This window comes from Pseudomonas peli (assembly GCF_900099645.1).
In the GTDB taxonomy this organism is placed as follows: domain Bacteria; phylum Pseudomonadota; class Gammaproteobacteria; order Pseudomonadales; family Pseudomonadaceae; genus Aquipseudomonas; species Aquipseudomonas peli.
Genome location: NZ_FMTL01000002.1, coordinates 600532 through 614519, shown reverse-complemented (window position 1 = coordinate 614519; position 13988 = coordinate 600532). Strand labels below are relative to the sequence as shown.

Below are 13988 nucleotides of genomic sequence, written 5' to 3'. Positions count from 1 at the left end.
TATCTAGAAAAACGGCTCAGGCGCTTTCCAGGCCCAGGCGGATGACCCCGGTATCGATGGCCAGATGCACCAGCTCGGCCTGGGAGCTGACCTGCAACTTGCTCTTGAGCAAGGTCAGGTAGTTGGACACGGTCTTACCGCTGATGCACAGCCGCTCGGCAATCTGCCGGCTGGGCATGCCTTTGGCCAGCATCACGAATATCTCGAACTCGCGCTGGGTCATGCCGCGCAGGCGCGGATCACTGCTGCCCTCGCCAAGTGGATTGCAAGCCAGATGCGTGGCCAGCCCCTGCTCGATATAGGCATGTCCGGCCAGGGTACGTTTAACCGCTTCAACCAGCACCTCGGGTGAGGACGTTTTGGTCAGATAACCCAGTGCACCGGCCTCCAGGGCCTGACGAACCAGGGGCAGCTCATCGTGCATGCTGAAGAACAGCACCCGCAGTTGCGGCAAACGCTGACGCAGCCGCCGGGTGGTTTCCAGACCGCTGATCCCGGGCAGGCCGATATCCATGATGACCAGATTGGGGATTTCCTCCTGCACCATCTGCAGGGCCTGTTCGCCATCGCAGGCCTCGCGCACCTGCACCTCTGGTAACAAGGCCCGCAGCAGGCTGGCATAGCCCTGACGGACCACCGCGTGATCATCGACCAGCAGAATCTTCATAGCTCGGGCTCCGGCACTATCAGGGTCAGGCACAGTGCCCACCCCGCTTGAGGACGGCTGTGTACGCGCAGTACGGCACCCAGGCTGCGCGCCCGCTCGTGGATCGAGCGCAGGCCGATGCCGGGACGCTGCGGCAGTTGCGCACCACAACCATTGTCACGAATAAACAGACGCAAACGCTGCCCCTGATAATGCAGGCGCACGCGCACTTCGCTGGCCTGGGCGTGCCTGGCGACGTTGGTCAGGGCCTCCTGCACCAGCCGGTACAGATGCGCCTTGGTCGGCAGTGGCAAACTTGGCAGCCGGCGGCTGAGCGAAACCTGGCACTGCACGCGCTGTGCGGCCTGCCAGTTATCAGCGAGCAGTTGCAGCGCCTCGTCCAGTTCAAGGCGCTCCAGTACCACCGGGTAGAGATCACGGATCAAGGCGCGAAAACCGTCCTGCAAGCGCTGGCAGTGGTTGTCCAGATGCTGGGCGGTCAGGCGCACCTGCTCGGGCTGAGCGGCCACCGCTTGCAGCAGGCAGGCCTGGGCACGGATACCGCTGAGGTACTGGCCGAGGTCGTCATGCAGGGTCTGCCCAAGACGGGTGCGCTCGCGCTCTTGCAACGCCATCAGCGCTTGAGTCAGTTCGGTATTGTCGGCCTGCACCTGTTGCAGGGTGGTGGCCATGGCATTGAAATGCCCGGCCAGTTGCCGTGCCTCTGGCAGGCTGTGCGCCGGCAGACGCGCATCGAACTGGCCCTGAGTCACCTGTTGCAGACCGCATAGCAACTCATCCAGCACGCGCAGGCCACGGTGCACGGCCCAGCGAATCGCCACCAGGCTGATCAACAGCGCCAGCAGGCAGAGCAACAGCAGTTGCAGAAGCGAATCCCAGACTTCATCGATTTCATCCGCCGGATCGACGGCAATCTGCAACTGTCGGCCATCGGCCAGTTGCACCACACGCGGGCGGTGTTGCTGCGGGAACAGACGCTGCCCCAGCCATTGTTCAAGCGACAACTGTGGCACGGCGGCAGGTGCTGGTAGCCACTGCACCCGCACATGCCGCAGGTTGCCGGTCAGCCCGCTGTGCAGGCTGGCCGGGTCACGCTGAGCCGCTTCGTACAGGTACTCGACCACCGCCTCGGCAGCCTGCACCTCACGCTGTACATCCTCGCGGGCCTGGCGCAGCAGCAACGCCAGGCCCAGCACCGTGACCAGTGCAAAAAACAGCGTCACCAGCAGGTAGATGCGCCATAGAACGGACACGTTACTTGACCACGAAATGACCGAGCATGCCCTTGCCTTCCAGGCCCTTGGCATAGAAACGGAACGTGCCGGGCTTGATCGGTACGAAGAAGATCTCCGCCTCGCCGGCTTCCTCAAACTCCAGTTCGGTAAGGGTGATGGCCTTGATCTCCACGCCACCGGCTTCAACCTTGCGCAGGTAGATCGAGGTGGCGAATTCCGGAGCCTGGAAGGCGTACTCCTTCAGCCCGCTGGCGATGATCTTCAGTTGGTAGGCCTTGCCAGTTTCCAGCTGGTATTCGCTTTGCGACAGGCTGTAATCGCTGGCTTCGCTGCCCAGCAGCAGATCCGGCAGTTTCTCGGTGCGACGGGTCAGGTCGCCGGCCGCATAAATGTTGTCAAAACCGATCAGGCTGCTCAGCAGAATCAGCGCCAGGGCGAGTGTTTTGAGCGTGCTCATGGAGGGTACCTGTTCTTGTTTTATGGGATGGGATCATCCTAAAACGCTGACGCACCCGCCGACTTACTACCTTGGTACTGGCGTACTGGTACTTTGGGCATATTTCCCGAATACCGGGCTGTTCCTATGCTGGCAACACCTATCCAGGAGTTGCCCATGCGTCGGATCAGCCACCCCCTCATGCTCTGCGCCGCCGCGTTGTGCAGCCTGGCAACGCCCTGCCTGGCCAGCCCGACAACCGACACCTTGCAGGTGCGTATCGCTTACCTGGGTTACACCCCGGCAACCGGCCCGGTGCTGTCCAACGTCATCCCCGAGCCGGCCGATACCGGCCTGCGCGGGGCCGAGCTGGCGATTATCGACAGCAACAGCACTGGGCGTTTTCTCAAGCACAGTTACCAGCTCGACGTAGCCGAACGAGGCGACAACGACAGCCTGCTGGCTGCAGCTCGTGAACTGCACGCACAGGGCCTGCGCCTGTTCGTGGTCAATGCGCCGACAGCAACCCTGCGCCAACTCAGCCAGGCGCTGCCCGACAGCCTGCTGCTCAATGCCGGCAGCGCCGACGACAGCCTGCGCCACAGCCAGTGCCTGAACAATGTGCTGCACACCCTGCCCAGCCGCACCATGCTCGCCGATGCCTTGGCGCAGTTTCTCGCCGTGCGCAAATGGACGCGCTGGCTGCTGGTGACCGGCAGCACCGAGGACGATATCGCCTACGCCGCCGCGCTCAAGCGCTCCGCCAAACGCTTCGGCCACAAGATCGTCGCCGAGAAGCCATGGAGCTTCGACAACGACCAGCGCCGCAGCGCCCAGGCGGAAATGCCGCTGTTCACCCAGACGGCGGAATACGACGTGGTGCTGGTGGCCGACGAGCGTGGCGACTTCGGCGAGTACCTGCCCTACAACACCTGGTACCCGCGCCCGGTGGCCGGCACCCAGGGCCTGATCCCGACTGCCTGGCACAAGACCGTGGAAACCTTCGGTGCCGCGCAGTTGCAGAAACGCTTCGAGGCCCACGCCCAGCGCTGGATGAACGACCGCGATTTCGCCGCCTGGATGGCCGTGCGCAGCATTGCCGCCGCGGTGACCAAACTGCGCCAGAACGACGCCCAGGCAATCCGCACCCTGGCCTTGAGCGAGCAGCTGCCGCTCGATGGTTTCAAGGGTCGCAAGCTGAGCTTCCGCCCGTGGAACGGCGAACTGCGCCAACCAATCCCGTTGGTACAGCCACGCGCGCTGGTCAGCACCTCGCCACAGGATGGTTTTCTGCACCCCAACAACGAAATGGACAGCCTCGGCTATGACCGGCCGGAAGTGAGCTGCGATCTGGCAGGCAACAGTAATTGATGGTGCGCGCGGTTCACCCTACCGCGCGTAGAACCGTAGGGTGCGCCGCGCGCACCACCCACACAACTTGCAGCCCAAAACAACAAGAGGATCAACCCCATGCGCCTGACTCACCTTGCCTGCGCCATTGCCCTTGGCCTGACCAGCCACACCGCCCTGGCGGCCACCGCCTATGTGTCCAACGAGAAAGACGACAGCATCAGCGTGATTGATCTGGACAGCCTTGAGGTCACCGCCACCCTTGAAGTAGGCATGCGGCCGCGCGGCCTGCTGCTGTCTTCCGACAACAAGCTGCTGTACATCTGCGCCAGCGACTCGGACCGGGTACAGGTGATGGACCTGGCCACCCGCACCATAATCAAGGAACTACCCTCGGGCGCCGACCCCGAGCAGTTCGCCCTGCACCCCAACGACCGCTGGCTGTACATCTCCAACGAGGACGATGCACTGGTGACCGTGGTCGACACCCAGAGCGACGAAGTGCTGGCGCAGATCGACGTCGGCGTCGAGCCGGAAGGCATGGCTGTCAGCCCCGATGGCAAATGGGCGGTCAACACCAGCGAAACCACCAACATGCTGCACTGGATCGATACCAGCACCCAGCAGTTGGTGGACAACACCCTGGTCGATCAACGCCCCCGCCATGTCGAATTCGACAAGACCGGCAAACGCCTGTGGGCTTCAGCCGAGATCGGCGGCACAGTCAGCGTGATCGATGTGGCCAGCCGGCAGATCGAGAAGGTGCTGAACTTCCAGATCAAGGGCGTGCACCCGGACAAGGTCCAGCCGGTCGGGGTCAAGCTGAGCGACGATGGCAAGTACGCCTTTGTCGCCCTCGGCCCGGCCAACCATGTGGCCGTGGTCGATGCCAAAACCTATGAGGTGCTCGATTACCTGCTGGTCGGCCGCCGTGTCTGGCATATGGCGTTGACTCCAGATCAAAAACGCCTGCTGACCACCAACGGGGTCAGCGGTGATGTGTCGGTGATCGATGTCGACAGCCTCAAGGTGACCAAGTCGATCAAGGTCGGCCGCTACCCTTGGGGCGTGGTTGTCACGCCATGAGTGCACTCCAGGTACAGGGCGTGAGCTTCGCCTACGGCCCACGCCAGGCGTTACAGGAGGTCGGCTTCAATGTAGCGGCGGGCAGCTTCAGCGCACTGCTGGGGCCTAACGGTGCGGGCAAGTCGACGCTGATCGCCCTGCTCACCCGGCTTTATGACCTGCAACACGGCGACATCCACATCTTCGGCCACAGCCTGCGCTGCGAGCCGCGCCAGGCATTGCGCCAACTGGGTGTGGTGTTCCAGCAGAGCACCCTGGACCTGGACCTGTCGGTGCAGCAGAACCTCGCCTACCACGCCGCGCTGCATGGTCTGGGCAAACGCGAAGCCGGCGCGCGCATCGACGAGGAACTGGCCCGCCAGCAACTCGGCGAACGCCGCCACGAGAAGATCCGCGCGCTGAATGGTGGCCACCGCCGTCGCGTCGAGATAGCCCGCGCCCTGCTGCATCGGCCACGCCTGCTGCTGCTTGATGAAGCCAGCGTCGGCCTCGACCCGGCCAGCCGTCTGGCGCTGAACCAGCATGTGCGCACGCTGTGCAGCGAACAGCAACTGGCGGTGCTGTGGACCACCCACCTGCTCGATGAAATAGCGACGGGCGACGACCTGCTGGTTCTCAACCGCAGCCGCCTGGTCGCCCAGGGCCCAGCCGGCGAACTGGGTGATGATCTGGCCGCCAGCTTCAACCGACTCACTGCGCCAGCACCACAACCGATGGAGGTTGGTCGATGAATGCCTACTGGTATTGCCTGCAAGGCATCGTGCAACGCGAATGGCTGCGTTTCGTGCTGCAGCGCAGCCGCTTCTTCAGCGCTCTGGTGCGGCCATTGCTGTGGCTGCTGGTGTTCGCCGCTGGCTTTCGCGCGGCGCTGGGCATCGCCATCATCGCGCCCTACGACACCTACATCACCTACGAAACCTATATCGTGCCGGGGCTGGCCTGTATGATCCTGCTGTTCAACGGCATGCAGGGTTCTCTGTCGATGGTCTACGACCGCGAAATGGGCAGCATGCGTGTGCTGCTGACCAGCCCACTGCCACGGGCCTTTCTACTTGCCAGCAAACTGCTGGCGATTGCCCTGATCTCACTGCTGCAGGTGTACGCCTTTCTCGCCATTGCCTGGTTCTACGGCGTGCAACCGCCCGTCTGGGGCCTGCTCGCTGCGCTGCCGGCGTTGCTGCTGGTGGCTCTGCTGCTCAGCGCCCTCGGCCTGCTGCTGTCCAATGGCATCCGCCAGTTGGAAAACTTCGCCGGGGTGATGAATTTCGTCATCTTCCCGCTGTTTTTCCTCTCATCAGCGCTCTATCCGTTGTGGAAGATGCGCGAGGCCAGCGAGTGGCTGTACTGGCTGTGCGCCCTCAACCCCTTCACCCATGCCGTGGAACTGGTGCGCTTTGCCCTCTACCTGCGCTTCAGCCCCCTGGCGTTGGCCGTATGTCTGGGCCTAACCCTGCTGTTCGCAGCGCTCGCGGTGCTGACCTTCAACCCGCAACATGCAGCCCTGCGCAAAGGCAGCTAGGCATATCAGGCACCACGCATATCTACTACTTTGGTACTGGTTTTCATCTCCAACGTAGAATTCCCAAAGCATCGGCATTGCCCTGTAATAGATCCATAAAAAGAATCGAGAACAAAGGCGATGAAACACTGGCCAAAGGCCCTGATATTGCTTGCCAGCCTGCTACCGACCAGCGCCGTACTGGCCGATACCCCGTTGTTTTCTGCCGATGGCTACCGCCTCAGCCATTACCGCAGCCCCACACCGCTGACCCACGAACACGCACGCACCCTGGACACCGTTGCCCTGCAGCAGTTGCTGCGTGAACAGCCTGGCACTCGGCTGATCGACGTTTATCGCCAGCAATGGCTGCACGGCCAGTTCATCGAGGATGAAGTGCACGCCAACCTGCCTAACAGCCTGTGGCTGGCCAATACCGGCGACGGTGAGCTGAGTCCGCAGTGGCAGAATTACTTCCAGCGCAGCCTGGCCCAGGCCAGCCAGGGCAATCGCGCCTGGCCGCTGGTGTTCTACTGCCGCTCCGACTGCTGGCTGGGCTGGAATGCGGTAAAACGCGCCCATCATCTGGGTTACACCAACCTGTACTGGTACCGTGACGGCATCGACGCCTGGCAACAGGCCGGCCTGCCCCTGATACCCGCACAACCACTGCCCTTGCTGCGTTAAACCATGCGTTACGGCTGCAACCCCACCATAATCAAAACAACGAGGTGATAAGGCCATGTACAAAATTCTGATTGCCGATGACCACCCGCTGTTTCGCGAAGCCATCCACAACGTCATCAGTGACGGCTTCCCCGGCAGCAACATCATGGAAACTGCCGATCTCGACAGCGCCCTGGTAATGACCCAGGAACATGACGACCTCGACCTGATCCTGCTCGACCTGAACATGCCTGGCATGCACGGCCTGGGCGGGCTGATTAACCTGCGCAACGAGGCGCCGACCATTCCAGTGGTGATCGTCTCGGCCGAGCAGGACAAACAGATCGTCCTGCAGGCGATTACCTACGGCGCGGTCGGTTTTATCACCAAGTCCTCGCCACGGGCGCAGATGACCGATGCCATCCAGCAGATTCTCAACGGCAACGTCTACCTGCCGCCGGACATCATCCGCACGCAGAAGAGCGGCTCGCAGCGCAGCCACGCCGACCACCACAGCTTCCCGCCGGAACTGCTGCAGGCACTGACCCGCAAACAGCTGCTGGTACTCGAACGCATGACCAAGGGCGAGTCCAACAAACAGATCGCCTACAGCCTGGACATCGCCGAAACCACGGTGAAGGCCCACGTCTCGGCCATCCTGCGCAAGCTCAATGTGCACAACCGGGTACAGGCCATTCTCTCGGCCGGGGATATCGACTTCGCCGCTTATCTGCGCCGCTGAACCGCACCCACAGCCATATGCGGCAACGCCCACGGAGGGCGTCGAGTCGCCAGCGACTACTCACCTCACGCTCTCACTACAAGGCTTAGCGCATGTCTAAAACAGCACTGATCATCGTCGACCTGCAGAATGACTATTTCCAAGGTGGCAAATGGCAGCTCGAAGGCAGCGAAGCGGCCGCCGCCAATGCCGCACGCCTGCTCACCGCGTTTCGCGCCAAGGGCTTGCCGGTGGTGCACGTGCGCCATGTATTCGCCAGCAGCGATGCGCCCTTCTTCGCCCCAGGCTCCAAGGGTGCCGAGGTCTACCCACTGGTGCAGGAGCAACCGGGCGAGGCCGTGCTGATCAAGCAGCAGATCAACAGCTTTCGTGATACCGAGCTCAAACAGGTGCTCGACCAGGCCGGAGCCAGTCAGGTGCTTATCTGCGGGGCCATGAGCCACATGTGCATCGACGCCGTAACCCGCGCCGCACATGACTTCGGTTACAGCTGTGCGGTCGCGCATGACGCCTGCGCCACCCTGGCCCTGGAGTTCAACGGGGTGAGCGTGCCGGCCAGCCAGGTACACGCCGCCTATATGGCCGCACTGGCGTTCGCTTATGCCAAGGTGGACACCACCGACGCCCTGCTCGGTGATCTGGCGTAACCATCAGATGCGATATGCACCGGCCTGCTTTTCCGGCCGGTGCATCCACGAACGAAACGGCAACCAACCCTAGCCAGCCGCGCCGCGATCCAGCAAATGACTCATCGCCGTCTTCAGTTTCATCGGTCGCACCGGCTTGTGCATCAGGGTATGGCCCAGCTCACGCATCTGTTGTTTGAGTTCGTTGCTGTAGTTGGCGGTGATCATCAACGCGGGCAAGGGTGAGCTGCGACGGGCGTTGATCTGCGCCACGGCATCAACACCGTTGTGGTCGTCATCGAGGTGGTAGTCGGCGATCAGCAGGTCGGCATCGGCATGGAAGTTGTCGACCTGGCGTGCCAGGTCCTCTTCGGACAAGGCCGTCACCACCTGACAGCCCCAGGCTTCCAGCAGCGTGCGCATACCGGCACAGATGGCGGCATCGTTATCCAGCACCCAGATGCGCGAACCGCTAAGCCGCTCCACCAGCGGGTTGGGTGCTTCCTGCACAGTACGGGCACGCGGCGCGAGGCTGGTCAGCGGCACGTCGATGGCGAACATCGAACCCTTGCCCTGGCGCGACGCCACGCGAATGCGGTGGCCAAGCATGCGGGCGATCTTCTCGACAATCGCCAGGCCCAGCCCCAGGCCACGGTCCTGCTTGCGGTGGCTGACATCACCACGTTTGAACTCCTGGAAGATCTCGCCGAGCTTGTCATCGGCGATGCCGATACCGGTGTCCCAGACCTCGATCGACAGGCTTTGCCGACGCCGCCGACAGCCCAGCAGAATGCGCCCGCTGGAGGTGTAACGGATGGCATTGCTGAGCAGGTTGCGCAGAATCCGCGCGAGTAACTGAATATCGCTGCGCACCAGTGCCGAACTGGGAATGAAGTCCAGGCGCAGACCTTCGCTGCCGGCGATCTGGTGGTATTCAGCGGCCAGGTTTTCCAACAGTTCGCCGACCGCGAACGGAGCAATATCCGGCTTGATCACCCCGGCGTCGAGCTTGGAAATATCCACCAGGGTGCCGAGTAGGCTTTCCACATCCTCCAGCGAGTTGCTGACATTGCGCACCAGGGCAGCACTGCCGGCAAGGTCGCGTTTTTCCAGCAGCGCACTGGTAAACAGCCGCGCCGCATTGAGCGGCTGCAACAGGTCATGACTGACGGCGGCTAGAAACTTGGTTTTCGACAGGTTGGCCTGCTCCGCCTCGCCTTTGGCCTCACGCAGACGGGCTTCCATCTGCGTGCGCTCATCGATCTCGCGGCGCAGCTGGGTGTTCAGATCGGTCAGTTCGGCAGTGCGTTCACGCACCCGCTGCTCCAGGTGCTGGTAGGCCTGATGCAGGGCTTCGGCGGTACGCCGGCGTTCGGTGATGTCGCGGATCAGCACAAAAATGCCAACCACCTCGCCGCTGGCCTGCCGGTTGGGCACGTAGGAGCGCAGCATGTAGCGCTCCTGGCCATGGTGGTTGGTTTCGGCAAATTCAAAGGTCACGCTTTCGCCAGACAGCGCCCGCTCGATAAACGGCTCCAGCCGCCGGCAATGCTCTTCGCTGTGCACCACCCGCAGGTTTTGCCCGAGCATCGCGTCACGGGGCCAGCAGTACCACTCCTCGTAAACCTTGTTGGTGAACTGGTAGACCAGATCTGCCGTGAGGTAAGCAATCAGCGCTGGCACATGGTCGGTGATCAGGCGAATCCAGCGCTCGCTTTCGCTCAGCGCCTTGGCATGGCGGTGACGCTCGGTGATGTCAGTGAAGGTGTTGACGAAGCCGCCAGTGGGCAGCGGATGGGTGCGCACCTCCAGCATGCGACCATCGAACAGGCACAACTCCAGTTCCGCAATCAGCCGGCCGTTGGCATCGCGGCTGGCCGGCGTCAGCAGTTCCAGCTCACTCTCGGCCATTACCTCGGCAAACGGCCGGTGGGCACTGATCGGTGCCAGGCCGCAGAGGTCGAGAAAACGATGGTTCCACAACTCCAGTTGGCCCTCGGCATTGACCATGGCCATGCCCTGGGACAGGTTGTCCATGGCCCGTTGCAACAGCCGCGACTTCTGCGCCAGGGCTTGCTCGCGGCGCATGGTTTCGTTGAGTTTGACCTCAGTGATGTCGGTGTAGAGGATCACCAGCCCGCCCTCGCGAGTCGGCCGTTCGCTGACCTGCACCCAGCGCCCGTCTTGCAGGCGGTAGAGCATGTTGTCGTCGCGATTGCCGCGCTGCTCCTCGACCACCAGGCCGGTGCTCTTGCTCAGGCGCTTGATCTCGGTCAGCCGCGTGCCGGGGGTGATCCGCGCCCGGCTGCCGGCCCAGAACGACTTGAAGCGGCTGTTGAACAGCACGATGCGTTGTTCGCGATCAAACAGCACGAAGGCATCGGAAATACTTTCTATGGCATCGATCAGGTGCTGGTGAGCCGTCTCCGCCCGCAGGCGCGCGTCGCTGAGCAACTGGTTACTGGATTTAAGCTCGGCCATGGCCTGGTTGAGGGCATCGGTGCGCTCGCGCACCTGCTCGGCCAGCACCACCGAATGCTGGAACGCGGCGTAGGCATCATCACCGCGCGAATGCACCGACTCGACCCGCTCGATCAGGGCGCTGTTGATCTGCCGAAGTTTGCCATTCTGCCGTTCCAGTTCCAGGCAACGGGCTTGCAGCTCGGCCACATCAACTGCGACCAGGACGGCCAATGGCGACTCCGGTAAAGGTCTGGTTGATGTGCATGCCATTGAACTGCTCTCCGTAGGTATTGAAGCCGATCACGTTCTGGCTGCGCAGAAAGGCCGACACCGGCTCGACCCCGTCGCGCCCTTCGATTTCCAGACGGCGCAGAAAGCAGTCGCAGCCAATCGTCAGCAGCAATGGCCCGAGCCGTTCACGCAGGCCGTCGAACACCCCTTGCAGGTCAGGCAGTAATGGTCCGGGCTGCATGGCGGTGAGCACGATGCCGTTCTCTACCGCGCAATAGAAGGTCAGGCTGAGGTCATCGTTGACTCGCTGGATGGAGCGCACGTAGTACTGGCCACCAATACGCACGGCCAGTGGATGGGCGGCAAACAGGCGATGGTCGAGGGCCTCCAGCGGCACGCCGATCAGCTCGGCATACTCCAGCGCTGCTGGCGCTGCATTGAGCTCATAGACCCGCCGGCTGGTGCTGTCGGCACGGGTTACCACCAACTTCTCGTCACGCGGCAGAATGTGATGGGTGCTGAACACCTCGAAATCCAGCCAGGTATTGAACAGCACCACCACCGCCGCACCGGTATGGAATTCGCCGTTGTAGTAGACGTGGGTGCGGGTCAGGTGATTGTCGTCGCCGGCCGACCCGCCAAAGTGTGGAATGCTGCCAAAGGCCGCGCTCAACGCGCCAAGCACCACTTCCTCGCGACTGGACAGGCCGTCGAGTAGGGTCAGGGCGAAACTGTGACCCTTGATAGTAGCCAGCTCATTGTTACGGCAATCACTGACCAGGCGCTCAACCAGCTGTTGCGCATCGATCAGACTGAAGCGCTCCATCTCGTCGATCAGCGCGCTGGCAATCGAAAAGCTGCGGTGGTCGAAGCCGATGGCGCTGACGCAACCACGGTCATAGCCCTGGGCGGTGATCTCCCCGGCACTGGTGCAGCCCACCAGGTTGATCCCGCCAAAGTATTGGTCCAAGGCCTCGCCCAGGCTCTGCAGGTCGTATTCCGCCGAGCAGAAGAACAGTACAAAGCCAAGGTGTGGATGGATCAGCTGACGGGCCAATTCCTGCGCCACCAGCTCGACATCCGTGGCGTTGGCAGTGGCGGTCACCACACCTTCGGTATGCGTATGCGGCATAGCGGCCCCCATGAGAAACACGGTAATTACTGGGGTTATTCTACGAAGCTGCTCCACTGCCCCACATGCCACTTGAGTAGCGCAGGACTAGTTCCTAAGTAGCGGGCCAGAACAACAGTGTCAGCATCAGCAGGCCGCTGTAGAAGCCGATCTCCAGGGTTTCACTGAGCGGCTGAATACGCCGCAGAGCCCCATAGACGTGGACGATGATCATCATCACGGCCACGGCGGCGAGCACCTCGAAAGTCGTGTGAATCGCCTCGCCAGTCAACGCGGCGCGCAACATCAAGGCTTCAACAATCAGGATAAAAGCCCCCAGGCAGCGCCCGAAATACACCGCCAGGTGGGTGTGACTGGGCAACGTCCAGCCCATCAAACGGGCCCAGACCAGCGGGATGCAGAAAATCGGCAATGCAAAGACCAAGGTGGTGGCCAGGGTCAGCCACAGTAGGTATTGCTGGGCATGTGCACTCCATAAACCGAGCATGGTGTCGTCCTTGGTGTCAGGTAGGGTTATAGGCAACGCATCAGCAGCAGTGGCAATGCGAGCAGTACGCTGCTGCAGGGCAGCAGAATCAGCAGGGCATCCAGGGGCATGGCAACCTCCAGGTAAAAGCCGGGCAAGGTTTGCCCGGCCTGTGCTGCATGCTTACCAGCTGAGGACGGCACCCACCGCGAAGGTGTTGGTGTCCTCACCCAGACCGCTGCCCTCGGCGGCATCAATCTCGTACTGGTTGTACTCGGCTACCAGCTTGAGGTTGTCGTTGATGGTGCGGAAATAGGCGATGCCGCGAGTCTCGTAGTCGGCGGCAGTACCCAGGCCGTTGCCGTCATCCTCGGTTTTGCCGTAGGACAGCGCCACGCGGTTTTTGCCGAAGGTGTAGGAGCCCTGCAGCAGGTAGCCTTCGCTGTCGATCTCGCGCAGCGTGGCTTCACCGGCATTGTTGGTGAAGAACGGGTTGATCCCTTCAGCCTGGAAACCCGACGCGGTGACCGAGAAACCGGCCATCTTCGCCTGCACGCCATAACCAAGGCCTTGCGAGGTCACGCTGTCGACGGCCTTGTCGGTGTTATCGGAGGTCTGGTAAGCGCCGTTGAGCCAGGAGTAGATGGTCGCGCCGCCCACATCGAACTGATAGCTGACCTCGGACTCGAAGCGCGGCTCCTCCTGGTAGGACTTGCCCACGGCGCTGTCATCGTTGGTGTCCACAGGGTCCATGATACCCACTGCCACACGCAGGCCTTCTGCCAGATTGTTGTTGCGGTAGGTGATCTGCGACGTCGGGAACGGATACGGGTAGCCGGTGCCGATGTTGCCGAACGATACGCCGTTGCCATCCACCAGGCCCAGGGTGTCACTGACGTTGCCGTAACCGGCCAGCAGTTCGTCCAGGAAGATGTTCGAGCGCGAGAACAGGCCAAAGTCCTTACCCACCAGCACCTCGCCCCACTCCGGGCTGGAAACGGTGCCGTAGAACTGACGCACATCGATAGCGGTATCGGTGCCGTTGGTTTCGCTGTCGTTGATGGTGACCCAGAACGACGAACGCCCGCCGAGTTTCAGGCCATCGATCTGCTTGCCAAAGTTGAAGCCGATCCAGTTGGGCAGAAAGCCCATCTTCACCCGCGACTGGCGACGGTCAAACTGCTCGCCTTCACGGTCTACATCGCTGTTCACATAGAAGGCGTTGATATAGCCATCGGTGGAAAAGGTGGTTTCGTCCTGGTCATACAGGACGATCTCGGCAGCTGCATGTTGTGCTGTCGCCATGGCGACGGCAGCAGCCAGGGTCAGGGGCAGAAATCGGGTGCTGGCGATCTTGTTGTTGTTCATAACACTCTCCGCTGGATGGGAC

General features: G+C 62.0%; 14 protein-coding genes. 7 read left to right on the top strand and 7 right to left on the bottom strand.

The genetic code is table 11. From position 1 onward, the window contains the following. Window positions 1-16: 16 nt before the first annotated feature. Genes BLO50_RS11695 through BLO50_RS11685 form a run of 3 tightly spaced genes read right to left on the bottom strand, consistent with a single transcriptional unit; the run spans window position 17 to window position 2359 of the window. Window positions 17-667 carry a response regulator transcription factor gene (locus BLO50_RS11695; protein WP_090252804.1) on the bottom strand — a complete coding sequence of 217 codons (651 nt, stop codon included), beginning with the start codon at window positions 665-667 and terminating at the stop codon, window positions 17-19. Then, window positions 664-1920, bottom strand: a complete 1257-nt coding sequence (locus tag BLO50_RS11690) for a HAMP domain-containing sensor histidine kinase (protein WP_090252801.1) — start codon at window positions 1918-1920, stop codon at window positions 664-666. Before BLO50_RS11690 ends, BLO50_RS11695 begins: the two co-directional genes overlap by 4 nt. A 1-nt stretch (window position 1921) precedes the next feature. Further along, window positions 1922-2359, bottom strand: coding sequence for a cupredoxin domain-containing protein (locus BLO50_RS11685; RefSeq protein ID WP_090252799.1), 438 nt, complete (start codon window positions 2357-2359; stop codon window positions 1922-1924). A 156-nt stretch (window positions 2360-2515) separates the two neighbouring features. Between BLO50_RS11685 and BLO50_RS11680 the strand changes: the two genes are divergently transcribed. The 7 genes from BLO50_RS11680 (at window position 2516) to BLO50_RS11650 (ending at window position 8327) form a co-directional block, all read left to right on the top strand. After that, a complete protein-coding gene (locus tag BLO50_RS11680) occupies window positions 2516-3709 on the top strand; it encodes an ABC transporter substrate-binding protein (protein WP_090252796.1) in 1194 nt (397 codons plus the stop codon). 99 nt (window positions 3710-3808) lie between these two features. Next, window positions 3809-4774 (top strand): YVTN family beta-propeller repeat protein, encoded by a 966-nt coding sequence (locus BLO50_RS11675; RefSeq protein WP_090252793.1) that lies wholly within the window; start codon window positions 3809-3811, stop codon window positions 4772-4774. After that, window positions 4771-5505, top strand: a complete 735-nt coding sequence (locus BLO50_RS11670) for an ABC transporter ATP-binding protein (RefSeq protein WP_090252790.1) — start codon at window positions 4771-4773, stop codon at window positions 5503-5505. The genes BLO50_RS11675 and BLO50_RS11670 overlap by 4 nt, the downstream gene beginning before the upstream one ends. Beyond that, window positions 5502-6293: an ABC transporter permease gene (locus BLO50_RS11665; RefSeq protein WP_090252788.1), complete on the top strand. Its 792-nt coding sequence runs from the start codon at window positions 5502-5504 to the stop codon at window positions 6291-6293. Before BLO50_RS11670 ends, BLO50_RS11665 begins: the two co-directional genes overlap by 4 nt. A 120-nt stretch (window positions 6294-6413) precedes the next feature. Beyond that, entirely contained in the window at window positions 6414-6959 is a 546-nt protein-coding gene (locus BLO50_RS11660) for a PQQ-dependent catabolism-associated CXXCW motif protein (RefSeq protein ID WP_090252785.1), read from the top strand. Window positions 6960-7014: 55 nt separating this feature from the next. Then, window positions 7015-7680, top strand: coding sequence for a response regulator (locus BLO50_RS11655; protein WP_090252782.1), 666 nt, complete (start codon window positions 7015-7017; stop codon window positions 7678-7680). 92 nt (window positions 7681-7772) lie between these two features. Then, entirely contained in the window at window positions 7773-8327 is a 555-nt protein-coding gene (locus BLO50_RS11650) for a cysteine hydrolase family protein (protein WP_090252780.1), read from the top strand. Between the two features lie 69 nt (window positions 8328-8396). On the opposite strand, the gene nahK is transcribed toward BLO50_RS11650, so the two are convergent. From nahK to BLO50_RS11630, 4 genes are all read right to left on the bottom strand, one after another. After that, window positions 8397-11039 (bottom strand): hybrid sensor histidine kinase/response regulator NahK/ErcS', encoded by a 2643-nt coding sequence (gene nahK / locus BLO50_RS11645; protein WP_090252777.1) that lies wholly within the window; start codon window positions 11037-11039, stop codon window positions 8397-8399. After that, window positions 10978-12132: a nitric oxide-sensing protein NosP gene (gene nosP / locus BLO50_RS11640; RefSeq protein ID WP_090252775.1), complete on the bottom strand. Its 1155-nt coding sequence runs from the start codon at window positions 12130-12132 to the stop codon at window positions 10978-10980. Before nosP ends, nahK begins: the two co-directional genes overlap by 62 nt. A gap of 94 nt (window positions 12133-12226) precedes the next feature. Continuing rightward, window positions 12227-12619, bottom strand: coding sequence for a hypothetical protein (locus BLO50_RS11635; RefSeq protein WP_090252772.1), 393 nt, complete (start codon window positions 12617-12619; stop codon window positions 12227-12229). A 162-nt stretch (window positions 12620-12781) separates the two neighbouring features. Then, the gene (locus tag BLO50_RS11630) at window positions 12782-13966 is read right to left on the bottom strand and encodes a porin (protein ID WP_090252770.1); all 1185 of its coding nucleotides are present in this window, start codon (window positions 13964-13966) and stop codon (window positions 12782-12784) included. Window positions 13967-13988: the final 22 nt, after the last annotated feature.

Bases quoted from the DNA above. Each gene is read 5' to 3' on its own strand.
- nahK (WP_090252777.1), bottom strand. From the start codon at position 11,039: ATGGCATGCACATCAACCAGACCTTTACCGGAGTCGCCATTGGCCGTC.
- BLO50_RS11635 (WP_090252772.1), bottom strand. From the start codon at position 12,619: ATGCTCGGTTTATGGAGTGCACATGCCCAGCAATACCTACTGTGGCTG.
- BLO50_RS11660 (WP_090252785.1), top strand. From the start codon at position 6,414: ATGAAACACTGGCCAAAGGCCCTGATATTGCTTGCCAGCCTGCTACCG.
- BLO50_RS11675 (WP_090252793.1), top strand. From the start codon at position 3,809: ATGCGCCTGACTCACCTTGCCTGCGCCATTGCCCTTGGCCTGACCAGC.
- BLO50_RS11655 (WP_090252782.1), top strand. From the start codon at position 7,015: ATGTACAAAATTCTGATTGCCGATGACCACCCGCTGTTTCGCGAAGCC.
- BLO50_RS11695 (WP_090252804.1), bottom strand. From the start codon at position 667: ATGAAGATTCTGCTGGTCGATGATCACGCGGTGGTCCGTCAGGGCTAT.
- BLO50_RS11680 (WP_090252796.1), top strand. From the start codon at position 2,516: ATGCGTCGGATCAGCCACCCCCTCATGCTCTGCGCCGCCGCGTTGTGC.
- BLO50_RS11650 (WP_090252780.1), top strand. From the start codon at position 7,773: ATGTCTAAAACAGCACTGATCATCGTCGACCTGCAGAATGACTATTTC.
- BLO50_RS11670 (WP_090252790.1), top strand. From the start codon at position 4,771: ATGAGTGCACTCCAGGTACAGGGCGTGAGCTTCGCCTACGGCCCACGC.
- BLO50_RS11685 (WP_090252799.1), bottom strand. From the start codon at position 2,359: ATGAGCACGCTCAAAACACTCGCCCTGGCGCTGATTCTGCTGAGCAGC.
- BLO50_RS11665 (WP_090252788.1), top strand. From the start codon at position 5,502: ATGAATGCCTACTGGTATTGCCTGCAAGGCATCGTGCAACGCGAATGG.
- nosP (WP_090252775.1), bottom strand. From the start codon at position 12,132: ATGCCGCATACGCATACCGAAGGTGTGGTGACCGCCACTGCCAACGCC.
- BLO50_RS11630 (WP_090252770.1), bottom strand. From the start codon at position 13,966: ATGAACAACAACAAGATCGCCAGCACCCGATTTCTGCCCCTGACCCTG.